The organism is Paraconexibacter sp. AEG42_29, from assembly GCF_040581415.1.
In the GTDB taxonomy this organism is placed as follows: domain Bacteria; phylum Actinomycetota; class Thermoleophilia; order Solirubrobacterales; family Solirubrobacteraceae; genus Paraconexibacter.
In genome coordinates this window covers 3138917-3161237 of record NZ_CP114014.1, presented here as the reverse complement: position 1 = coordinate 3161237, position 22321 = coordinate 3138917, and the positions used below count along the sequence as shown (strand labels likewise).

Genomic DNA, 22321 nt, shown 5'->3' with positions numbered 1-22321 from the left:
GCCCTTGCCCCGCCGCACCGACCAGCGCCGCGCCGCCGTCTTCGCGCTGTACCAGCACGACCTGACCAAGCGGGAGCTGGACGACCTCTTCGAGCCCGCCGCGTCGACCTTCACCCGCGCGCTGGCGTACGCGACGCAGGACTACGCCGAGGACCTCGACGCGCTGATCGAGAAGTACGCCAAGGGCTGGACGCTCGATCGCATCGCGCCGCTGGAGAAGGCGATCATGCGCGTGGCGCTGCTCGAGATGCTGCATCCGGACGCCGCCCCCGGCGATGCGGCGATCCCGGCTGAGGGCGCCATCGTCGAGGCCGTCGAGACCGCCAAGGAGTTCTGCGGCGCCGAGGCGCCGGGCTTCGTCAACGGGATCCTCGGTGCCGTCTTCCGCGGGCTGGGCGATGCCGCGCCGACCGCGAACGGCACGGCCACGGCGACCCCGCCCACGGACACGGCGACCCCGCCCACGGACACGGCGACGGCGGACACCGTCACGGACGACGCCGCACCACCGGCGACCCCGGCCCCGCCGGTCACCGCCGCCCCGCCCGTCAAGCCCGCCCCGCGGCCCCGCCCGGCCACCCCGTCCCGCGGCCCGGAAGCCGCATGAGCGACCCCGCGTCCGCCCCGGCCCCGGCTGCTGCCGTCCCCGCCCAGGGCCGTGACACGGCGGCGCTCGAGCGCCTGACGGCCTACCTGGAGGACATCGCCGCGCGCCTGCGCAGCGGCGACCTCGAACCCGACGCCGCCGCCAAGCTCGTCGACGAGTGCGCGCAGGTCGCCTCGAACGCCAGCGCGGAGCTCGAGCGCCTCGCTCGGGTGGCCGCATCCGAACCGCTCCCCGGCCAGGACCAGCTGTTGTGATGACCGGATCCGCGCCCAGATGTATCCGCGGGGTCCCGACGGACGTATCCCTCTTGTGACCGCCGACGGCGCCACCACCACCGCGACCTACCCGGAGGCCCTCCGGGAACGGGTCGACGCCCATCTGAAGGAGCTGCGCTTCCCGTCCGTCGCCCCCCAGACGCAGGGGCTCGAGGACGCGATGCGGTACAGCCTGCTCGCCGGCGGCAAGCGCATCCGCCCGGTGCTGGCGCTCGCGACGCAGAAGGCGATCGGCGGCGACCCCGAGCAGGTCCTGCCCCTCGCAGCCGCCATCGAGCTCATCCACACGTACTCGCTGATCCACGACGACCTCCCGGCGATGGACGACGACGACCTGCGCCGCGGCCGGCCCACCTGCCACGTCAAGTTCGGCGAGGACGTCGCCATCCTGGCCGGGGACGCGCTCTACGCCGAGGCGCTGCGCCTCCTCCTGACCGCCCAAGCCGGCGAGCCCTCGGGCATCCTCGCCGCGGCGCGCGAGCTGACGGCCGCGACCGGCGTCGACGGCATGGTCGGCGGCCAGTACCTCGACGTGGCCGACGTCGCGCCCGACGACGCCGACGGCCTGCGGACCGTCCACGCGCTCAAGACCGGCCGCCTGATCGCCGCGTCCGTCGAGTGCGTGCTGCTGCTGAACGGCACCGGCGGCGACACGATCACCGCTTTCCGCACCTTCGCCGACGAGCTCGGCGTCCTCTTCCAGATCGTGGACGACATCCTCGACGTCACGTCGACCGCCGACGCCATGGGCAAGCCCCAGGGCAGCGACGAGCGCCACGGCAAGCGCACCTACGTCAGCGAGTACGGGCTCGACGGAGCCCAGGACCTTGCAACTGAATGCCACGCGCGCGCCCACGCGGCGCTGGCGCGGACCGGAACGGACTCCGGCGGCCGGCTCGCCGAGCTCGAGCAGATCACCGACTTCATCTTCACCCGGACCTCATGACCTCACGCATCCTCGACCGCATCGACAAACCCCAGGACCTCCACGGTCTCGGCGAGGAGGAGCTCGCCCAGGTCGCTCAGGAGGTGCGCGAGCACATCATCGACACCGTCGGCGAGATCGGCGGCCACTTCGGCGCGAACCTCGGCACGTGCGAGATCGCCGTCGCGCTGCACTCGCTGATGGACTCCCCGCGGGACAAGATCCTGTGGGACGTCGGGCACCAGGCCTACCCGCACAAGATCCTCACCGGCCGGCGCGACCAGCTGTCGACGATTCGCAAGTACGAGGGCCTCGCCCCGTTCTGCGCGATCTTCGAGTCCGAGCACGACATCATGGGCGCCGGTCACGCGTCCACGTCGATCGGCTACGCGGTCGGCCTGAAGGAGGGCATGCGCCTGAAGGGCGACATCGACGAGGGCCAGGTCGTCGCGGTCATCGGCGACGGCTCGATGACCGGCGGCGTCGCGTTCGAGGCGATCAGCCAGGCCGGCGGCATGCAGACGCCGATCGTCGTGATCCTGAACGACAACGGCATGTCGATCAGCCCGAACGTCGGTGCGCTGAGCGGCTACTTCAACCGCGTCCGGCTGAACCCGAAGCTGTGGCACGCGCGGGACACCGTCGAGCACCGGCTCACCGAGCTGCCGCGGATCGGCAAGGCCGTCGAGCGGCTCGGCCCGCAGCTGAAGGAGTCGATCAAGTCCTTCTGGGCCCCGGGCCTGTGGTGGGAGGAGCTCGACTGGGCCTACATGGGCGTCATCGACGGGCACGACACGCACGCCCTGCGCATCGCCCTGCGCCAGGCGTTCAAGGCCGGCCGCCCGGTCGTCGTCCATGTCGCGACGGTCAAGGGCAAGGGCTTCGCGCCCGCCGAGGACGGCGGCCTGGAGGGTCAGGAGACCTGGCACGCGGCCAAGCCGAAGTCGATCGCCGGCGGCGTGCCCGTCCCCGCCAAGCCCGCGATCGTCGGCGCCACGCCCGCGCCGCCGCAGTACACGAAGGTCTTCGGGGACGCGCTCGTGCAGGAGGTCCGGCGTGACCGCCGCGTCGCCGGCATCACCGCGGCGATGAACTCGGGCACCGGCCTGAACATCCTGCAGAAGGCCGAGCCAGAGCACTACTTCGACGTCGGCATCGCCGAGCAGCAGGGCATCCTGTTCGCCGCCGGCATGGCGCTCGAGGGCCGCAAGCCGGTCGCCGCCATCTACTCGACGTTCCTGCAGCGCGCCTACGATCAGATCGTGCACGACGTCTGCCTGCAGAAGCTGAACGTCGTCTTCGCGATGGACCGCGCCGGCCTGGTCGGCGACGACGGCCCCACGCACCACGGCGTCTTCGACATCGCGTACATGCGGTCGCTGCCGAACATCGTCGTCGCCGCGCCGCGTGACGAGCCGATGCTGCAGCGCATGCTGCGGACCGCCCTGCTGCAGGACGACGGCCCGTTCGCCCTGCGCTACCCGCGCGGGGAGGGCCCCGGGGCGCCGCTGCTCGCGCCCGCAGCGATCACCCCGGTCGAGATCGGTCAGGGCGAGGTCCTCGCCGAGGGCGACGGCCGGGTCGCGCTGGTCGGCTACGGCACCGGCGTCCTCAAGGCGCAGGAGGCGGCAGAACTCCTGGCGCAGGCGGGCATCACGGCGACGGTCGCCGACGCCCGCTTCGTCAAGCCGATCGACACCGGTCTGATGGCACGGCTCAGCGCCGACAACGAGCTGCTCGTGACCATCGAGGAGGGCGTCCTCCAGGGCGGCTTCGGGTCGGCGGTCTGGGAGGCCCTGAACGAGGCCGGGCTGGACGGCGGCAGCGACGCCGCCCGGGTGCTGCGCATCGGGATCCCCGACCGCTACATCACCCACGGCAAGCCGGCCCTGCTCCACGAGGAGGTCGGCTTGACCGGGCGCGCGATCGCCCGCCGGGTCGCGGACGCGCTCGGCGTGGACATCAGCAGCGCGCTCGACGCCGCCCTGCCGTCATAGCCGAGTCCGGCGTCCCGGCGGGCGCGGACCTCTCGCAGCTCCACCCGCAGATCCAGGAGCTCATCGCCGGCGACCCGGGGGACAGCGAGCCCACGGACCTGGTCGCCCTGCGCGGCGCGTACGCCGCGATCGCCGACCGCCTCGGCGGCACTCCGCCGGCGGTGGCGGCGGTCGACGACGCGATCGCGGGCGGGACCGTTCCCGTCCGCGTCTACCGGCCGCTGCCCGCGGCCGACGGGCCCGCCGGCGTCGTCGTCTACACCCACGGCGGCGGCTGGCGCCTCGGGGACCTCGACGGGTTCGACCGGATCGCCCGCGCGCTGTGCGCCGGGTCCGGCCACCACGTGATCAGCGTCGACTACCGCCTGGCCCCCGAGCATCCGTTCCCGGCCGCGAAGGACGACCTGCTCACGGTCGTCGACTGGGCCGTCGACGCCGCGACGGCCGACGGCTACGGGTGGGACGGCGAGCGCGTCGTGCTCGTCGGGGACAGCGCGGGCGCCCAGCTGACCGCGGCCGCCACCCGCTACCGGCGCGGCCGGATCTGCGCGCAGATCCTGGCCTATCCCGCCCTCGACGCGACCATGTCGGGCGCGTCGTACGACGCGTTCGGTCCCGAGACCATGCTGACGCGCAAGGACATGGAGCTCTGCTGGACCGACTACGCGGGCGGCCTGGACCCGAGCGATCCGGAGCTGTCACCTGGTCTGGCCGAGGACCTGGAGGGACTGCCGCCCGCCATGATCGTGCTCGCCTCGCACGACGTCTTGCGCGACGACGGAGTCGCCTACGCCGAGCGCCTGCGGATGGCGGGTGTGGAGGTCGTCCTGCGCGAGGTCCCGGGCCACGTGCACGGCTTCCTCCGCTGGGCGGGCGTGGTCGATGCCGCGGGGGAGACGCTGGCCGCGATGGGCACGTACGCCGCCGCCGCGATCGCGCGCTGAGCCGCGGCCCGGCGCGGCGGCTGCCGCCGTGCCTGAGTGTGTTTAGGCCGCGAATCCAGATGGTACGTTCGTGGCGTGACCGTCGACTATGAACAGCATGGCCGCTCCTACGCCCGCGAGCGTCGCCCGGACCCGCGGATCGCGTCCCGCATCCACGCCGCCCTGGGCGCGGCCCGGACCGTGGTCAACGTCGGTGCCGGCGCCGGGTCGTACGAGCCGGACGACCGCTTCGTGCTCGCGGTCGAGCCGAGCGAGACCATGCGCGCCCAGCGTCCGCCCGAGCATCCCGCGATCAAGGGCCGCGCGCACCGGCTGCCGCTCGACGACAACTCGGTCGACGCCGCGATGGCACTCGCCACCGTCCACCACTGGGACCAGCTGGAGGCCGGCCTGGCCGAGCTGCGGCGCGTCGCGCGCGGTCCCGTCGTCGTCTTCACGTTCGACATCGACGGCCTGCCCGGCTGGCAGCAGGAGTTCCTCTACGAGGCCGTGACGGCCGAGCGGGCGCGCTTCCCGTCCGTCACCACGATCGCCGAGGCGCTCGGCGGCCGGACCCGCGTCGAGGGCATCCCGACCCCCGGCAACTGCTACGACGGCTTCGTCGAGGCGTTCTGGCGCCGGCCGGAGTCGCTGCTGAACCCGGACGTGCGCCGTGCGCAGTCGATGTGGACGCTGCTGGAGCCCGGTGTCGAGCAGCAGATCGTCGCCCGCCTGGCCGACGCCCTGCAGTCGGGCGCCTGGGACGCGGCCCACGGGCACCTGCGTGCGCAGGACGGCTTCCAGGGTTCGCTGCGGCTGGTGGTCTCCGAGCCGGAGTGAGCGTTGCTCTCCCCGGCCGGTGGCGGCCTCGTCGCTGTCGCCCGCCGGTTCGCGGGTCGTTAAATGAGACGACCCGCTGGGAGGCGGGCCGTCTCGGGGAGGAGAGATACTGCTATGTGGGTCCAGCTTATGGAGCTATGAGGGAAGTTTGGTTCAGCCGCGGAGGCTGTAGCGCGTCGTGAGGTTGCCGGCCAGCTGCGCGGCGCCGATCGCGGTCAGGACGATGCCGGCGACTGCGTCGCCGTCGGCCGCGACGACCGCCGCAGCGCCCAGGAGGCCGATCACCGTCGCCCAGTCCAGGGCGTGCACGGTGGACACCGGGATCGAGGTGCGGCCGCGCTCGTCCGGGGAGGCGATGAGCGACACGCCGACGACGATCGAGCCGACGATGATCGCCATGATCGTGGCCGGCACGGCGAAGCCGAACAGGAACGGCGCTGCCATCGTGAGCAGACCGGTGGTCATGCGCAGGACGGCGTGGACGGGAAGGGGGACGAGGCGGACGGCGGTCATCAGGCCATGGAGTGTGGTGGTTGCGCGCGCAACCAGGTGTGACGTCGGTCACACGAGGTCGGCGGCCGACGGTGTAGGTCGCCGGGCTTGGCATGGACTACGCTCCCCGCGGATGCCCAAGGTCCGGCTGGACACCCTCATGGCCCAGCGCGGCATCTTCGAGTCCCGCACGCGTGCGGCGGCGTCGATCATGGCCGGGGAGGTCCGCCTCGGGTCGGCCGGCGAGCGCGCCCAGAAGCCGGGCCAGATGGTCACCGAGGACGCCGTCGTCAGCGTCGACGAGGCGCCGCGCCATGTCTCGCGTGGCGGGACCAAGCTCGCGAACGCTCTGGAGGCGCTGCCGGTCCCGGTGGCCGGGCGGCGCGCGCTCGACGTGGGCGCGTCCACCGGCGGGTTCACGGATCACCTCCTGCAGCAGGGCGCGTCGCACGTGGTCGCGCTCGACGTTGCCTACGGGGAGCTCAGCTGGAAGCTGCGCTCGGACGACCGCGTCACGGTGCTCGAGCGCTGCAACGCCCGGTCGGTCACGGCGGACATGCTGCCCTACCCTCCGGATCTGGTGGTCGCCGACGTGTCGTTCATCTCCCTGGCGAAGGTCCTGCCTGCCGTGCTGGCCTGCGCGGCGCCCCGGTATGACGCGCTGCTCATGGTCAAGCCCCAGTTCGAGGTCGGCCGCGCGCTGGTCGGCAAGGGCGGCGTGGTCCGGGAGCCGGAGCTGCGCCGGTCCGCCGTCGCGTCGGTCGCAGCGGCAGCCGCGTCCTGCGGCGCCGTCGTCTGCGGTGCCGCGCCGTCGGGCCTGCCCGGTCCGAAGGGCAACCACGAGACCTTTCTCTGGCTGGCCGAGGCCGGGCGCGACGGCGCCTGGGACGACGTCCCGGCGGCGCTGGCCGGCGTGGAGGGCATCTGATGAGCGGTCGCCCGGCCGGCCGCCCGCGCACGGCGTCGGTCCTGACCCACCAGCGTGCGGGCCAGACCGAGGCGGCGCTCGGCGCGCTGCGGGCTGCCGCCGAGACCGCGGGCGTCACGCTGCGCTTCGACGCGGAGGAGACGGACAAGCACGCGCTCACGGGGGACGACGTCATGCACGTCGGCGCGCCGCTGAGCGACGACGTCGAGCTGTGCGTCGTGCTCGGCGGGGACGGCACCATCCTGCGGGCGCTGCGGCGCTACGCCGGGACCAGCGTTCCCGTGTTCGCCGTCAACTTCGGCGAGGTCGGCTTCCTGGCGACCATCGACCCGGACGAGGTCCACACCGGCTTCGAGCGGGCGTTCGCCGGCGACTTCGAGGTGCTGACGCTGCCCGCGATCGCCCTCGAGCTGCCGGGCGGCGTGCAGGCCGCGGTCAATGACGTCGCCATCCACCGCCGAGTGGGGGAGCGCGTGGCGACGCTGGCTTATGGCGTCGGCGGCGAGGAGGTCGGCAGCGTGCGCTGCGACGGCCTCGTGATCTCGACGCCCGCCGGTTCGACGGGCTACAACCTGGCCAACGGCGGCCCGGTCCTGGCCTGGGGCGTGGAGGGATACGTGGTGTCGTTCATCGCGCCGCACTCCCTGACCGCCCGTGCGCTGGTCGTCGCCCCGGACGACGAGCTCGTGATCCACAACCGCGGCCGCGATGCCGTGGACCTGACGGTCGACGGGCGGCCGGTCGGCGAGCTGGGCCCGGGGGAGCACGTCGCGGCGCGCTTCGTGCGCGAGGCGGCGGACCTGGCGCAGGTGCCGGGCTCCTCGTTCTACCGCCGCATCCGCGAGAAGTTCGGCCGCCTGGCGTCCTAGGGCGCTGCGCCGCGGCTGCGCCGGCACCGTCTCGGAACTGCACGACGGGCCCCGGTCCATCCGCGCCCGTCGGTACAACGACGCGTGTGCTGTCACAGCTCCACGTCGAGAACCTCCTGCTCATCGAGCGGGCGTCGCTGGACCTCCAGCCCGGGCTGAACGTCCTCACCGGGGAGACCGGCGCCGGCAAGACCGTCCTGGCCCACGCCCTCGATCTGCTCCTCGGGGGCCGCGCGCGCAGCGGGATCGTCCGTCCTGGCGCCGCCGAGGCCTACGTCGAGGGCGTCTTCGACCTTCCGGACCCGCTGCGCGAATCGCTGGTCGCCGCCGATCAGATCGCCCCGGACGCCGACGAGCTGGTCCTGGCGCGGCGCGTCCGCGAGGACGGCCGCACCCGCGCGTCGCTGAACGGCCGCTCCTGCTCGGTCGCCGACCTGCGCGACGTCGCCGCGGGGATGATCGCCTTTTACGGTCAGCACGAGCACCGCAAGCTGACCCTCGCCTCGGCCCAGCTCGAGCTGCTGGACGCCGCCTGCGGCCCGGCCCACGCAGAGCTGCGGGTCCGCTACGCCGCCGTCCACGAGCAGGTCCGGGCGCTGGAGGCGTCGCTCGACGAGCTGCGCGAGCGCGCCGGCGCGCGGGACCGCGAGATCGACCTGCTCGAGTTCGAGCTCGCCGAGATCCGTGAGCTCGACCCGTCCGAGGCCGAGGAGGCGGAGCTGCGCGCGACCCGCGACCGCCTGCGGCACGTGGAGACGCTTCGCTCCGGCGCCTGGGGCGCGGCCGAGGCGCTAACCCCTGAGGAGGGCATGGGCGTCACCGGGCTGCTCGCCGTCGCGGGCAGTGGGCTCGAGCTCGCCGCGGGCGTGGACGAGAACCTCGACGCCCTGACCGTCCGCTGGAACGCGCTCGCGATCGAGGCGCAGGACCTCGCGACCGAGCTGCGCGGCTACGCGGAAGGCCTGGAGAGCTCGCCGCAGGCGCTGGACGCGGTCGAGGAGCGGCTGACCGCGCTGGACCGCCTGATGCGCAAGCACGGCGGGTCGATCGCCGCCGTCCTGGCCCACGCGGACGTCTGCCAGACCCGACGCGACGAGCTGGCCGGGGCCGAGGTCGCGCTCGAGGAGGCGCACGCCCGGCTGGCGACGGCGACCGCGGAGCGTGCGAAGCTCGCCGCGAAGCTGACGGCGGCACGTCGCAAGCAGGCGCCGCAACTGGCCGCGGCGGTCCGCGAGCGCCTCGCGCGGCTCGCCATGGAGGCCGCGGTGTTCGAGATCGACGTCCAGCCCCGCGAGCCCGCGGCCCCGACGGCCACCGGGGCGGACACGGTCGAGTTCCTGATCGCGTCGAACCCCGGCGTCCCGGCCGGTCCGCTGCGGGACATCGCCAGCGGCGGCGAGCTCTCGCGCGTGATGCTGGCGCTGATGGGCGTGGCGAACGACGGCTCCTCGGCGACGCTGGTCTTCGACGAGGTCGACGCCGGCATCGGCGGGCAGACGGCGCGCGCGGTCGGCGAGCAGCTGCGCGACCTGGCGGCCGGCCGGCAGGTCGTCTGCATCACCCACCTGCCGCAGATCGCGTCGCTCGCCGCGCGCCACTTCAGCATCGAGAAGGACACCTCCACGAGCCCGGCGCGAACCACCGTGCGCACCCTCGGGACGAAGGACCTCGTGCCCGAGCTGGTGCGGATGCTCGGCGCCGAATCCGACGACGTGGCGGCACGGCGGCACGCCAAGGAGCTCCTGAAAGCGGCCTGATTGCAGGGGGTCGGGCAGCCGGTTGCCGGTTGGTCCGTAAGATCGGGCGTCTTGTCCGCCCCCCGGGACATCAGCGGGCCCGCGCGCCCTGGCCGCAGGACCAAGCACCTGGTCAAGAAGCTGACCGCCGGCGACATCGCGATCATCGACCATCGCGACCTGGACCGCGTGTCTGCGGAGGACCTGATCGGCGTCGGCGTCGTCGGCGTCCTCAACTGCAAGGCGAGCGCCGCGGAGTCGTATCCGAACATGGGCCCGCTGCTGTTGGTGCAGGCGGGTGTCCATCTCGTGGACATGGAGGACGACCGGCTCTTCGAGCTGCTGGACGACGGCGACCCGATCGAGGTCATCGGCGGCTCGGTGCGCCGGGCCGGTCAGGTGGTCGCGACCGGCCGTGTCCTGGAGCCCGAGGACGTCCTGGCCGCGACGCAGAAGCGCCGCGACGACATCGGCGAGGCCCTGGAGGCGTTCGCGAAGAACACGCTCGAGCACATGCTCGAGGAGAAGGAGCTGCTCAGCGGCAAGCTCGAGCTGCCGATGTTCGACACCGACTTCCGCGACCGTCCCGCGCTCGTCGTCGTCCGTGGCGTCGACCACCAGCAGGACCTCGAGATCCTGCGCCCGTACATCCGTGACCAGAAGCCCGTCCTGGTCGGCGTCGACGGCGGGGCGAACGCGATCATCGAGGCCGGCTTTAAGCCCGACATGATCGTCGGCGACATGGACTCCGCCCAGGAGTCGACGCTGCGCTGCGGCGCCGAGCTCGTCGTCCACGCCTACCCGAACGGGCGCGCCCCCGGCCGCGAGTTCCTCGAGGAGCTGGGCCTGGCGCACAAGGTCGTCCCCGCGCCGGGCACGAGCCAGGACATCGCGATGCTGATCGCCGCCGAGAAGGGCGCGGAGCTGATCGTGTCGGTCGGGTCGCAGTCGAACCTCGTCGAGTTCATGGACAAGGCCCGAAAGGGGATGTCGTCCACGTTCCTGACGCGGCTGCGGATCGGCGAGATCCTGGTCGACGCCAAGGGCGTCAGCCGGCTCTACCAGCCGCGCCCCGACCTGAAGCCCGTGGGCGGCCTGGCGTTCATCGGCGTCATCACCTTCGTCATCATCGTCGTCGCGACCCCTGGGCTGCGCGGCGTCGCCGACCTGCTGTGGCTGAAGCTCCGCATCCTCCTGGGAGGCGACCTCTGAGGCCGCGGGGCGTCTAGGGTCCACACACGCCGTACCTGCTCCACGATGTTCGACTTCCGCTACCACGCCCTCTCGCTGACCGCCGTGTTCATCGCGCTCGCGGTCGGCCTGCTGCTGGGCGTCGCGATCGGCGACTCGGGCCTGGTCTCGTCCGCCGACCGCAAGCTGCGCGAGTCGCTGCGCAGCGACGTCAACGAGGCCGGCCGGCAGCTGAAGAGCGCGCAAGGCGACGTCGCCGAGGCCAACCGCTTCCAGCGGGAGGTCTACCCGCTGCTCGTCGCCGGGCAGCTGGACGACCGCTCCATCGGGCTCGTGTTCCTGGGCAACCCCGGCAAGGACCTCACCGACGACGTACAGGACGCGCTGCGCGACACCGGCGCCGAGCTGCGGTCGGTCGCTGCGACGGGGAACCCGACGAACCTCGCCGAGGCGGGCCGCATCGCGGTCGGCACGCGCTACGCGGACCTGGCGACCTCGCCCGAGCCCGACCTGGACCTGGTCCAGGACTTCGGCTTCCGCATCGGGGCGCAGTACGTGAACCCCGGCAAGCTGCTTACGATGGAGCGCTCGACGATCTTCGAGACCTTCAACCCGGGCAACGCCGAGCTGCAGCCGCTGGACGCGGTCGTGGTCGTCTACGACCCCGACGAGCTCGAGAAGGGGTACGCACGCAATGCCCGCGACCGCTTCGACCGCGGGTTCGTCGACGGCCTGCGTGAGTCGCGGATCCCGGTGGTCGGGATCGAGCGGTCCAGCACCGAGCCGTCCCGCATCGGCTGGTACAAGGACCGCGACATCTCGTCGGTCGACGACGTCGAGGAGACGTCGGGTCGCGCGTCCCTCGTCTTCACGCTCCAGGGCAGCAAGCAGGGGGCCTTCGGGCGCAAGGACAGCGCCGACGGGCTGCTCCCCGACATCGTCGGCGCGAAGCAGCCCTGAACGGCGGCGCCGCCGCTATTCCGGCGGGGCGAACTGCAGGGCGGCGCTGTTGATGCAGTAGCGCTGGCCGCCGGCGTCCGCGGGACCGTCGTCGAAGACGTGGCCGAGGTGGCCGTCGCACTTCGCGCAGCGGACCTCGACGCGGACCATCCCGTGGGAGCGGTCCTCGATCAGCGTCACGTTCTCACGGTTGACGGGATCCGTGAAGCTCGGCCAGCCGGAGCCGGAGTCGAACTTCGTGTCGGACGAGAACAGCTCGTTGCCGCACCCGCCGCACGTGAACATGCCCTTGTCCTTCGTGGCGTTGTACTCGCCGGTGAACGGGCGCTCGGTGCCCGCCTGGCGGAGGATGGCGTAGGCCTCGGGGCTGAGCTCGGCCCGCCACTCCTCGTCGGTCTTCTGGATCTTCTCGCTGGTATCGGCCATGCCATAGACGATAGGGCCGCAGAGCTTGCGAATGTGGGACAGACGTAGAGTGCGGGCGCGATGAGGCAACTCCAGCTTTCCGGCCTGCGCGGCATCTTCGGCTTCGGCGTCGCCGGGAACTTCGCCGGCCACCTCGAGCAGGCGGGGGAGGCGGGTGACTTCGTCTCCGTCGAGGCGGCCTCCGCCGAGGCGCCGAAGGGCATCTTCCCGTGGTACGTCCCGGGGCACGCGTCCTTCCTCGGCGAGTTCCCGCTGGCGTTCGACGAGGTCGCCAAGCCGGCGTCCGTCGACCCGATCCGCCTGCAGATCGAGCCCGAGGTCGGGGTGCTGTGCACGGTGACCTACGCCGACGACGGGACGGCCGCCGGGCTTTCCCCGCAGGCGATCATGGCGTTCAACGACTGCTCGATCCGGCGCGAGGGCGCGGCGAAGATCAGCCACAAGAAGAACTGGGGCGCCGAGTCCAAGGGCGTGGCGGCGCAGGCCTTCGAGCTGACCGACCTCGAGCCGGACGGGCCCACGGCGTCGTTCCGCCTGGCCTGCTTCATGCGGCGCGGCGGCAAGACGCGGCCGTATGGGGTCGACAGCCCGCTGCCCGGCTACTCGTACTACGGCACGCAGCTGCTGGACTGGATCGTCGACCGGCTGAACCACCAGAAGGGGGCGGACGGGACGCCGCTGGAGGACGTGGGTGCGCTGCTGCGGGGCGCGGGCAACCCGTCTGAGGTCCTGATCGGGATCGGCGCCACGCGCTACGAGCGGTTCGGCGAGGTGACCTTCCTGGAGGCCCGCGACGAGGCCGTGGTCGTCGTCTACGACAGCGAGCACCACTCGCCGGCCCAGGTCCGCGGCATGATCGCGGATCGGCGGGAGGAGGAGCTCGAGTCCGCCTCGGTCCTGCGCCAAGTGGTCTACGACCTCCCGGCCTGACCCCCGGCGCCCGGCGTCGGCGGGACTCTCGAGCGTCTAACGACCAGTTTTGGTCGCTCCCACGGCCAAAACTGGTCGTCAGACGGGTGGGGAGGGGCGTGGCTAGGACGCGGGGGCACGGGACGCAGCGGGGCGTCCGGGGGGCGGGGTACGGTTCCGCGGTGCAAGTCCTGCCCATCGCCCTCAGCGCTGTCGCCGCCGCGGCTGTCGCACCCGGGCTCCGGCAGGGGCTGGTGGACGGCGGCCACACGGTCAAGAACTACCGGGGCGCCGAGCTGGCCTGCCCGCTGGGCATCATCCTCGTCGCCGCGATCGCGCTCACGCTCGGCGCGCTGCAGGCGATCGATTCCTTCGGGTGGCACGGCGATGGCCTCTTCTTCGTCGTCAGCCCCGTCTTCGTGCTTGGCGTTGCCGCGCTCGGGCTCTTCGACGACGCCTACAGCGGTCCGAGTCGCGGCTGGCGCGGCCACGGGGCAGCCGTGCGGCGCGGTGAGTTTCCGAGCGGGCTCCTCAAGGCGGTGGGGACCGTCGGACTCGCCGCCTACGCGATCCAGCTCCCGCCGTACCCCGAGACGGGCAATCTCGCCGCGCTGGACATCGGGCCGTACATCGTGGCCGACCCCGATTCGCACACAGCGCCGTATCTCCTCTCCGTCGTCGTGCTGGTGCTGTCGACCAACCTCTTCAACATCATCGACCTCCGTCCCGGCCGTGCCGCAAAAGGCCTGCTCTTCGTCGTAATCGGCTGCACGATCGCGGTCGGGACGGAGCTGCTCGACGCCTTCGGCGTCTACCTCGGCGCGATCGCCGTCGTCGCCGTCTACGACCTCCGCGAGCGAGGGATGCTCGGCGACACCGGGGCCAACCTGCTCGGTGCGGTCGCCGGCCTGATGCTCGTGACGAGCATCACGAGCACCCTCGGCCTCGCCCTCTGCGCGGCCGTCCTCCTGGCCATCACGGCCTACGGAGAATTCCGCTCTATTTCCGCGTTCGTCGAACGCACCCCAGGACTGCGCCATCTAGACTCGGTGGGCAGGATCCATAACCCCCGGAAGGACGCTTCAGCGTGACCGACGTTCGCCCCAAGACCCGTTACATCTTCGTCACCGGCGGTGTCGTCTCGTCCCTCGGGAAGGGCATCGCCGCCGCCTCGATCGGGCGGCTGCTCGTCTCCCGGGGACTGTCGGTGGGTCTGCAGAAGTTCGATCCCTACATCAACGTCGACCCCGGCACGATGTCGCCCTACCAGCACGGCGAGGTCTTCGTGACCGAGGACGGGGCCGAGACGGACCTCGATCTGGGCCACTACGAGCGCTACACGGACTCGAACACGAGCCGCGCGTCCAACGTGACCGCCGGCGGGATCTACAACTCGGTCATCCGCCGCGAGCGCCGCGGCGACTACCTCGGCGGCACCGTCCAGGTCGTCCCGCACATCACGGACGAGATCAAGAACCGCATCAAGCTGATCGCGGAGACGAGCGACGTCGACGTCGTCATCACCGAGATCGGCGGCACGGTCGGCGACATCGAGTCGCTGCCGTTCCTCGAAGCGATCCGTCAGTTCCCGGTCGACGTCGGCCGTCGCAACTGCCTGTTCGTGCACCTGACGCTCGTCCCGTACATCGGTCACGCCGGTGAGCTGAAGACGAAGCCGACGCAGCACTCGGTCAACGAGCTGCGCCGTATCGGCATCCAGCCGGACATGGTCCTCTGTCGCTCGGAGTCCGAGCTCGGCCTCGACATCCGCAAGAAGATCGCGCTCTTCGCGTCGCTTCCGGTCGCCGCGGTCGTGTCCGCCAAGGACGTGAACAACATCTACGACGTGCCGCTCTGGTACGCCGAGCAGGGCGTCGACGACTTCATCCTGGGTGAGCTCGGGCTGGAGGCCGCCCCGGCGGACACGCGGAGCTGGGCCGAGCTCTGCCAGCGGGCCGCCGACGCCACCGAGCCGTTCCGCATCGCGCTGGTCGGCAAGTACGTCCAGCTCGAGGACGCCTACCTCTCCGTCGCCGAGGCGCTGCGCCACTCCGGCTGGCTGGACCACGGCAAGGTCGAGATCGACTGGGTCGACTCCGAGCAGCTGGTCGACGAGGAGACGGCGGTCGCCCGCATCGGCGGCGCCGACGGCATTCTGATCCCCGGCGGCTTCGGCGGCCGCGGCATCGAGGGCAAGATCATCGCGGCGAAGGTCGCCCGCGAGCACCAGATCCCGTACCTGGGCATCTGCCTCGGCATGCAGATCGCCGTCGCCGAGTTCGCCCGCCACGTCGCCGGCATGCCCGGCGCGAACTCGACCGAGTTCGACATCGAGACCGAATGGCCGGTGATCGACCTCCTGCCCGAGCAGAAGGAGGTCTCCGACCTCGGCGGGACGATGCGCCTGGGCGCCGACCCGGTGAAGCTCCACGCGGACACCCGCGCCCGCGAGATCTACGGCGAGGCCGTCATCTACGAGCGCCACCGGCACCGCTACGAGGTCTCGATCTCCCTTCGCAAGCGCCTGGAGGCCGCGGGCCTCGTGGTCTCGGGGACGTCCCCGGACGAGCGCTTGGTGGAGATCGTCGAGCTGCGCGACCACCCGTTCTACGTGGCCGCCCAGTTCCACCCGGAGTTCAAGTCCCGCCCGGAGCGCCCCGCCCCGCTGTTCCGCGAGTTCGTCGCCGCCGCCCTGGTGCGCGCCCGCGAACGCGCGCCGCAGCCGGTCGACGGCGAGGTCCGCGCGTCGCGCGCGGTCTCGTAGCGACCCGCCCAGGGGCTCGAACGCAGTGACCGAGGGACGCGCGAGCGAGATCGAGCGGGCACGGCTGCACGAGGAGTTCGCGCAGCTGTGCCGCATCCGCTCGGTCTCCGGCGAGGAGCGCGCGATCGCCGACCACGTGACCGGGCTGCTGCGCGGGCTCGGCCACGAGGTCGAAGAGGACGACACGGCCGGCGTCACCGGCGCCGGCTCGGGGAACCTGCTCTGCCGGATCCCGGGGGACGGCACCCGCAGCGTGCTGCTGTGCGCCCACCTGGACACCGTCCCGCACGCGGGCCAGATCGAGCCCGTGCTCGAGGACGGCGGCTGGGTCAGCGCCGGGGACACGATCCTCGGGGCCGACAACAAGGCGGCCGTTGCAGCCCTGCTCGCGGTCGCGCGGCGGTACGCGCCCGCCCCGGACGGCGACAGCCCAGGCCAGCAGGGTTCGGCAGCGCGCGGGCGCCCGCCGGTCGGCATCGAGCTGCTGTTCACCGCCAGCGAGGAGGTCGCGCTGGCCGGGGCGAAGGCCTTCGACTGCTCGCGCCTGCGCTCGGACTTCGGCTACGTCTACGACCACGCGTCCCCGATCGGGGAGATCGTCATGGCCTCCCCGACGTACCACCGGATCGCGGCCCACTTCCACGGGCGCCCGGCGCACGCCGGCATCCGTCCCGAGGACGGCCGCTCCGCAGTCCTGGCCGCAGCACTTGCCGTCGCCGCCATGCCCTTCGGTCGCCTCGACGCCGAGACGACCACGAACGTCGGGTCGGTCCACGGCGGCGTCGGCGGGACGAACGTCGTCGCCGAGCACTGCACGGTCCTGGCCGAGGCGCGGTCGCTGGACGACCGGAAGGTGGAGGAGGCCGTCGCCGCGATCGTCGACGCCTGCCACGACGCGGCCGGCGATCCGCGCTGCAGCTGCGACGTGGACATCGACATGCAGCGCCTGTTCAGCGGCTACCGCCACACCGGCACGCTGCCGTCCGTGGTCGCGGCGGAGAACGCGCTGCGCGCCTGCGGCTACACGCCCCAGCGGATCGTCACCGGCGGCGGATCGGACGCGAACGCGTTCGCCGTGCAGGGCTTCGTCTGCACGAACCTCGCCAACGGCACCGAGCGCAACCACGAGCCGACGGAGCGGGTCAGCACGGACGCGCTCGAGGGCATGCTCGACGTCACCTATGCCCTCCTGACCGAGCTCGGCGGCTGACCGATGGCCCCGCTGCGCCTCGTCCTGCGCCGCGGGACCGTCACCGCCGCGGACCCGGCACCGGCGACAGGCGAGCAGCGGCTCGTCGTGACGATCGACGGTGCCGAGCGTCAGGCGATCGCCGACGTGGCCTACGTCGGCCCGGCGGAGGTTGGCGACGATGTCGTCGTCAACGGGCAGGCGGTCGACCTGCGGCTCGGGTCCGGCGGCTTCGACGTCGTCCACGTGAACCTCACGCGCGGCCTCGGCAGCAGCGGGGTCGACGGTGCGCACGTCATGAAGCTGAACTACAGCCCGCTGCAGCACGCGGTGCTGCCGATCGAGCGGGAGCTGCTCGACCTGCCGACCGACGCGGACTGGACGACGTACGCGCCGCTCGCCCCCGAGCACCCGCCGTCGCCGCAGCCCGCGGTCGGGGTCTTCGGCCTCCACGGGCAACTGGCGCCGATCGCCTGGGCCGTTGCCGCCAACGCCGCCACACCGCTTCGCGTCGGCTACGTCCAGACCGCCGGCGGCGCGCTCCCCGGCGGCCACTCGCGGGTCGTCACCGACCTGCTCGACCGCGGGCTGCTGGTCGGCCACCTGGCCGCCAGCCCCGCCTACGGCGGCCGCGACGGCGAGGCGATCACGACGATCGGTGCGATCGACCATGCGCTCACCGTGCTCGGCTGGGACATCGCGCTCTGCGGGCCCGGACCGGGCATCCTCGGATCCGGCAGCCGCCTCGGGCACGGCGGCATGATCGCCCTCGACACCGCCCACGCGGCGCTGGCGCTGGGGTACCCGACCACGCTGTGCGCGCGCATGTCCGCGGGGGACCCGCGCCCGCGCCATCGCGGCCTGAGCCACCACACGCAGACCGTGGTCGAGCTGCTCCTGCAGCCCGTCCAGATCGCGCTGCCCACAGGCACGACGCCGCCGGAGGACCACGGCTTCCACGCCTGGTCCGCCCACACGGCGGACCTCGACGGCTACGTCGCCAGCGGCCTGCCCGCACGGACGATGGGCCGCAGCAGCGCCGAGGACCCGGTCTTCTTCGAGGCCGCGCTGGCCTGCGGCATGCAGCTCGCCGCCGGTCCGCCGCCGGACGACGAAGACGACGCGCACGACGACGGGGATGGCCTGCCGTGAGCGAACGCGACTTCGAGCCTTTGGGCGGCGAGCAGCTCTGGCAGGGCCGCATCATCGGCGTCCGCGAGGAGCGCTTCCGCTACCCCGACGGCGAGGTCGTCAGCCGCGAGATCGTCGTCCATCCCGGCGCCGTCGCGATCGTCGTCCACGACGACGAGCACGTCTTCCTCATCCGTCAGCCGCGCGAGGCCGTGGGGGAGCCCGACATGCTCGAGATCCCAGCCGGCCGCCTGGATAAGCCCGGGGAGGACGCGCTGCCCGCCGCCCAGCGCGAGCTCGCGGAGGAGATCGGTCGCGCGGCCGACCACTGGGAGCTGTTGAAAACCTTCTACCCGTCGGTCGGCATGAACCGCGAGACGGTCCACGTCTACCGCGCGACCGGCCTCAGCGAGCGGCACGCCGACTCCGGCGAGAACGAGCGCATCGAGCTCGTCGCCTGGCCCCTGGACGACCTCGACGGCGCGATCGCCGCCGTCAAGGACGCCAAGACCCTCATCGGCCTGCTGCTGCTCAGGGAGCGCCTGAGCAGCAGCACCGCGCCGACGCCCGGCTGATCAGCGCCGGAGGGTCACCTTCGTCGTCTTGCGCACCGCCGGCTTCGTCCCGGCCTGCGTCGCCGCGACGGTCACCACCAGCGTCTTCGCCTTCGCGAGGCGCTTGCGGATCAGCGCCGACGGCCTGACCCGGACGGTCTTGCTGCCCGTCTTGGTCAGCTTCGCGGTCGCGCTGCCGAGCGTCCGGCTGCGCAGCTTGTAACGCCGCTGCGTGGCCGCGTCGACCGTCAGCTTCACGCTGACCGTGCAGCCGGTGGTGCACTTCGTCGTCACCGCGAGCCCGCGGGCGAACACCAAAGGCAGCGACCGCGAGCCGAATGCCAGACTGGTCAGCCGCTTCCTGGCCGGGATCGTCGGGGTCGGCTTCGTCGGGATCGTCGGCGTGGTGGGCGTCGTCACCGGCGGCGTCTCCACCGTCGGTGCCGGCGCGTTGAACACCGGCTTGGCCGGGGCGCCGAGATGGCCGATGGCCGCCTTCATGAGCTCCCCGCGCTTGCCTGCGTCAGTGACCGCCTCGAGGCCGAAGCCCGTGTAGACGGTGTCGCCGGTCGTCACGATCGGCGTCTCCACGAACGGCGCGGTCTGCGCGCGGACCCAGCCGGTCGCCTTCGACTGGCCCTCACCGGCGGGGGCCGGCGGACCGGGGGTGGTCCAGCCGTCGATCCCCGTCTCGAACGACGGGTCGGCCGAGGTGATCGGCTGGCCGCCGGTGCTCAGCAGCTGCGCCTCGTCGATCCACGTCCCGAGGCCCTGGACGGCGGGGTCGGACGCGACGGTGATCGCGATCTCGACGTTCTTGCCCTTGTAGGCGTCCGGGATCGCCATCTCCCAGTGCTGCCAGCCGGCGGAGTTGCCCGTCGCCGCGTTCCACTTGCCGGACGTGCCGGTGTTGGTGCAGCCGTCGGCCGTCTTGGTCTGGTAGTGCGCCAGGAACGGGTGGATCGACTGCCAGTTGGAGCCGTTGCCGCCCGCGATGCACGACTGGCCCACGGAATCCGACGTGTGACCGTTCTTGTCGGCGAGCGTCGTCCAGTCGTCCTGGCCGACGGTGTGGATCTCGGCGAACACGAAGTCGTACTCGGGCTCGACGTCGAACGACGTCCAGAAGTCGAGCGTCGCGCCGCCACTCGGCACGGCGAACGGCTTCTGCAGGCGCTTGTAGGCGCCGTCGTCCGCCCCGGCACTCACGAACCAGCTCCCGGCGTGGGGGCTGAACGGCGGTGCGCCGGGACGCTGCCAGGCTCCGGCCGACGCGGAGTCCGCGAAGATCGGGTACGTCGTCGGGTCGAGGACCGAGGACGTGGTGAGCATCGTCGCGGTGCTCGCGTCGTTGGCGCCGCCGGTCGGCGCGAGGGCGAGGTCCAGGCCGTTGAACGCGCCGGTCGTGCCCTTCACGGGGAAGGCCGCGCCGTCGGCGGCGTTCTCACCGCCTCCGAGGACCCGGCGGTACGCGCCGAGCCAGTACTGCAGGAAGTCGTCCTGCACGGCGATGCACGTCGGGTTCGCGTTCTGGCAGTACGTGCCCTCCTCGACCTGGAACGGGTTGTACGTGTAGCCCTCGGCGAACTGGCGGCCGGCGTTCTTGCCGGAGTAGAAGAGCTTGCCGCCGTCGTTCAGGAAGTCACGCACCTCGTTCTGGGTGTCGACCGCCAGGCGATCGATGCCCGAGCCGCCCGGAGCGTTCGGCGCGCGGGTGACGAGGTCGTCGCCCGAGTACCAGATGACGTGCGAGTAGTGCGACAGGACGCCGAGCGCGTTCGGCGCCACGCGACCCGCCAGGTCGATGTCGTAGACGTCGTACTTCACGCCTGCGGCGTCGAGCGCGGCCTTGTAGGTGTCCAGGTACGCAGGACCGGCTGCCGGGTCGGCGTTCGGCACCTTGCCCGAGTAGTCCTCGTTGGCCAGCAGCAGGACCGGGTTCGTGGTCTCGCTGACGGCGGTGTAGGTGAAGTGCTCGGAGTCCTGTCCGCCGCCGCTGAACCACGCCTCGACCTTGTCGGTCGGCTTGGTGCCGACGACGAAGCCGCGCACGCGCTTGTAGAAGACGCCCTTGTCCTTGTTGTACCGCTCACCGCCGGCGTAGTCGGCGGTGGTCACCGTCTGCGTTGCGCCGCCGTTGACCTTGTACTTCAGCGTGACCGCTCCCAGCGAGCGCTTGACGACGGCGCCGACCGGTTGCGGGTCGCCGAACGAGTAGGTGAACTTGTCGACCTCGAAGGACGCGGCCTTGTTGCCCAGGTGCGAGTCGGGGTTGTCCGGGCGCGTCGCCGACTTGGCGAGGTCGAGCGCGAACTGCAGGTGACGGCGGTACTCCTGGTCCACCTGGAGCGGGGAGTCGGCGTACTCGAAGCCGGACACCGCCGGGTCCTCGGCCGCCGTGCCCTCAGGCGTGAACGACAGCGAGCCCTGGCTGTTGTAGGCGTAGTCGGTGAAGTCGCCGTTGGTGATGTAGAGCCCCGCGGACAGCTCGGGCAGGAAGCCCTCGATCCCGGGCTTGAACGGGTCACCGGCGAGCGCGGTGAAGATGGGATTGTCCGGCGTGGGGGTGTCCTGCTGGAAGCCCTGCGGGTAGAGGAGCAGCTGGGCGGCCGTGTGGTCGTTCTTGTGGAAGACCGGCTTGACCTCCTCGAACAGCGCCTGCATCGCCTTCGTTTCGGGCTCGGAGGCGGCTGACGGACCGCGGTAGGTCTCGTTGCGCGGATCCGGCGAGGAGCCCTCGTCGTCCCGGCCCCAGTTGGACGGGTAGTTGCGGTTGGGGTCCACGCCGTCACCGTCGGTGATCGTGCCGTTGCCGTCGTTGTCGCGCAGGTTCTTGCGCCACAGGCGGTGCCCGGGGGTGAAGGTGAACTCGTAGCCATCGGGGTTCGCGACGCAGGCGAACCACAGCTCGGAGCTGTCGACGAGGCCGGTGACCTCCTTGCCCGCGCTGGTGGTCTTGCCGTAGTTGGCGGTCACGAAGTCGAGCGTGCGGCGGCAGGTCTCGCCGGCCAGCCACTCCCGCGCGTGCTGCATGGCGGTGTAAAGGACGGCCGGACGGCCCGCGATGTCGGCGCCGGTCGCGCCCTTGGTGACCTGCAGGGCGATGATGTCGCGCCCGTTCACGGTCTTGCCCACGACGCGTCGCTTGACGATGCCGGGGAACGACGACTCGAGGCGGTCGAACTGCTCGGTGTACTGCTCCTTGTCGTCGCCCGCGACAGCGTCGTACTTCGTCCAGACCTTGAACGCGGCGTCGGTCGCGCCGTCGGTCGGCGCTGCCCGCCGGCTGGTCTTCGCGACGGGGGCCTTGGCCGGCTCCTTGTAGTTCGTCACCCGCTTCGCGTCGAGCTTCGCGGCACCGACCTGCCCGGACGTGCCGATGACGTCGATCGTCCCGCGCTTCAGGTTGCGGCCTTCCGTGACATCGAACCCGGCCAGGGCGAGCGCCTGGAGGTTCTTGGGGGTCGCTTTGACCCGGTAGGCGTTCAGCGCATCGGCCGACGCAACCGACGGCGCCAGGAGGGCGGCCGACGTGGCGAGGACCAGCGGGAGACGGGCACGACGAGCGATGCGCATTTAGAGCTTCCTTAGGTTGGCTGGCACGG

Annotated in this window: 20 protein-coding genes; 17 read left to right on the top strand and 3 right to left on the bottom strand. The window is 72.0% G+C overall.

What is annotated here, in order from left to right; genetic code table 11:
• The first annotated feature begins 4 nt into the window (after positions 1-4).
• The 6 genes from DSM112329_RS15405 to DSM112329_RS15380 all read left to right on the top strand — a co-directional run bounded on the left by DSM112329_RS15405 (position 5) and on the right by DSM112329_RS15380 (position 5567).
• Positions 5-607 (top strand): transcription antitermination protein NusB, encoded by a 603-nt coding sequence (locus DSM112329_RS15405; RefSeq protein ID WP_354697438.1) that lies wholly within the window; start codon positions 5-7, stop codon positions 605-607.
• A complete protein-coding gene (locus DSM112329_RS15400; protein WP_354697437.1) occupies positions 604-861 on the top strand; it encodes a hypothetical protein in 258 nt (85 codons plus the stop codon). Before DSM112329_RS15405 ends, DSM112329_RS15400 begins: the two co-directional genes overlap by 4 nt.
• Positions 862-916: 55 nt before the next feature.
• Positions 917-1828 carry a polyprenyl synthetase family protein gene (locus tag DSM112329_RS15395; protein ID WP_354697436.1) on the top strand — a complete coding sequence of 304 codons (912 nt, stop codon included), beginning with the start codon at positions 917-919 and terminating at the stop codon, positions 1826-1828.
• Entirely contained in the window at positions 1825-3804 is a 1980-nt protein-coding gene (dxs, locus tag DSM112329_RS15390; protein WP_354697435.1) for a 1-deoxy-D-xylulose-5-phosphate synthase, read from the top strand. The genes DSM112329_RS15395 and dxs overlap by 4 nt, the downstream gene beginning before the upstream one ends.
• 161 nt (positions 3805-3965) lie before the next feature.
• Positions 3966-4748: an alpha/beta hydrolase gene (locus DSM112329_RS15385; protein ID WP_354697434.1), complete on the top strand. Its 783-nt coding sequence runs from the start codon at positions 3966-3968 to the stop codon at positions 4746-4748.
• A 75-nt stretch (positions 4749-4823) separates the two neighbouring features.
• On the top strand, positions 4824-5567 hold the full coding sequence (locus DSM112329_RS15380; RefSeq protein ID WP_354697433.1) for a class I SAM-dependent methyltransferase: 744 nt from the start codon (positions 4824-4826) through the stop codon (positions 5565-5567).
• Between the two features lie 153 nt (positions 5568-5720).
• On the opposite strand, the gene DSM112329_RS15375 is transcribed toward DSM112329_RS15380, so the two are convergent.
• The gene (locus DSM112329_RS15375; RefSeq protein ID WP_354697432.1) at positions 5721-6080 is read right to left on the bottom strand and encodes a hypothetical protein; all 360 of its coding nucleotides are present in this window, start codon (positions 6078-6080) and stop codon (positions 5721-5723) included.
• Positions 6081-6192: 112 nt separating this feature from the next.
• Here DSM112329_RS15375 and DSM112329_RS15370 point away from each other — a divergent pair, with 112 nt between their 5' ends.
• The 5 genes from DSM112329_RS15370 (at position 6193) to DSM112329_RS15350 (ending at position 11743) form a co-directional block, all read left to right on the top strand.
• A complete protein-coding gene (locus DSM112329_RS15370) occupies positions 6193-6987 on the top strand; it encodes a TlyA family RNA methyltransferase (protein WP_354697431.1) in 795 nt (264 codons plus the stop codon).
• Positions 6987-7856: an NAD(+)/NADH kinase gene (locus DSM112329_RS15365; protein WP_354697430.1), complete on the top strand. Its 870-nt coding sequence runs from the start codon at positions 6987-6989 to the stop codon at positions 7854-7856. Before DSM112329_RS15370 ends, DSM112329_RS15365 begins: the two co-directional genes overlap by 1 nt.
• An 86-nt stretch (positions 7857-7942) precedes the next feature.
• Positions 7943-9613, top strand: coding sequence for a DNA repair protein RecN (gene recN / locus DSM112329_RS15360; protein ID WP_354697429.1), 1671 nt, complete (start codon positions 7943-7945; stop codon positions 9611-9613).
• 51 nt (positions 9614-9664) lie between these two features.
• Entirely contained in the window at positions 9665-10804 is a 1140-nt protein-coding gene (gene steA / locus DSM112329_RS15355; protein ID WP_354697428.1) for a putative cytokinetic ring protein SteA, read from the top strand.
• 45 nt (positions 10805-10849) lie between these two features.
• A complete protein-coding gene (locus DSM112329_RS15350; RefSeq protein ID WP_354697427.1) occupies positions 10850-11743 on the top strand; it encodes a copper transporter in 894 nt (297 codons plus the stop codon).
• 15 nt (positions 11744-11758) lie between these two features.
• On the opposite strand, the gene msrB is transcribed toward DSM112329_RS15350, so the two are convergent.
• Positions 11759-12169, bottom strand: a complete 411-nt coding sequence (gene msrB, locus DSM112329_RS15345; RefSeq protein WP_354697426.1) for a peptide-methionine (R)-S-oxide reductase MsrB — start codon at positions 12167-12169, stop codon at positions 11759-11761.
• A gap of 60 nt (positions 12170-12229) precedes the next feature.
• Here msrB and DSM112329_RS15340 point away from each other — a divergent pair, with 60 nt between their 5' ends.
• The 6 genes from DSM112329_RS15340 to DSM112329_RS15315 all read left to right on the top strand — a co-directional run bounded on the left by DSM112329_RS15340 (position 12230) and on the right by DSM112329_RS15315 (position 18737).
• The gene (locus DSM112329_RS15340; RefSeq protein ID WP_354697425.1) at positions 12230-13099 is read left to right on the top strand and encodes a DUF5718 family protein; all 870 of its coding nucleotides are present in this window, start codon (positions 12230-12232) and stop codon (positions 13097-13099) included.
• A gap of 161 nt (positions 13100-13260) precedes the next feature.
• On the top strand, positions 13261-14169 hold the full coding sequence (locus tag DSM112329_RS15335) for a hypothetical protein (RefSeq protein WP_354697424.1): 909 nt from the start codon (positions 13261-13263) through the stop codon (positions 14167-14169).
• Entirely contained in the window at positions 14166-15842 is a 1677-nt protein-coding gene (locus tag DSM112329_RS15330; RefSeq protein ID WP_354697423.1) for a CTP synthase, read from the top strand. Before DSM112329_RS15335 ends, DSM112329_RS15330 begins: the two co-directional genes overlap by 4 nt.
• A 25-nt stretch (positions 15843-15867) precedes the next feature.
• Positions 15868-17052: a M20/M25/M40 family metallo-hydrolase gene (locus tag DSM112329_RS15325; protein WP_354697422.1), complete on the top strand. Its 1185-nt coding sequence runs from the start codon at positions 15868-15870 to the stop codon at positions 17050-17052.
• A gap of 3 nt (positions 17053-17055) precedes the next feature.
• Positions 17056-18183: a DUF3866 family protein gene (locus DSM112329_RS15320; RefSeq protein WP_354697421.1), complete on the top strand. Its 1128-nt coding sequence runs from the start codon at positions 17056-17058 to the stop codon at positions 18181-18183.
• Positions 18180-18737 (top strand): NUDIX hydrolase, encoded by a 558-nt coding sequence (locus tag DSM112329_RS15315; RefSeq protein WP_354697420.1) that lies wholly within the window; start codon positions 18180-18182, stop codon positions 18735-18737. Before DSM112329_RS15320 ends, DSM112329_RS15315 begins: the two co-directional genes overlap by 4 nt.
• On the opposite strand, the gene DSM112329_RS15310 is transcribed toward DSM112329_RS15315, so the two are convergent.
• On the bottom strand, positions 18738-22292 hold the full coding sequence (locus tag DSM112329_RS15310; protein WP_354697419.1) for a M14 family metallopeptidase: 3555 nt from the start codon (positions 22290-22292) through the stop codon (positions 18738-18740).
• Positions 22293-22321: the final 29 nt, after the last annotated feature.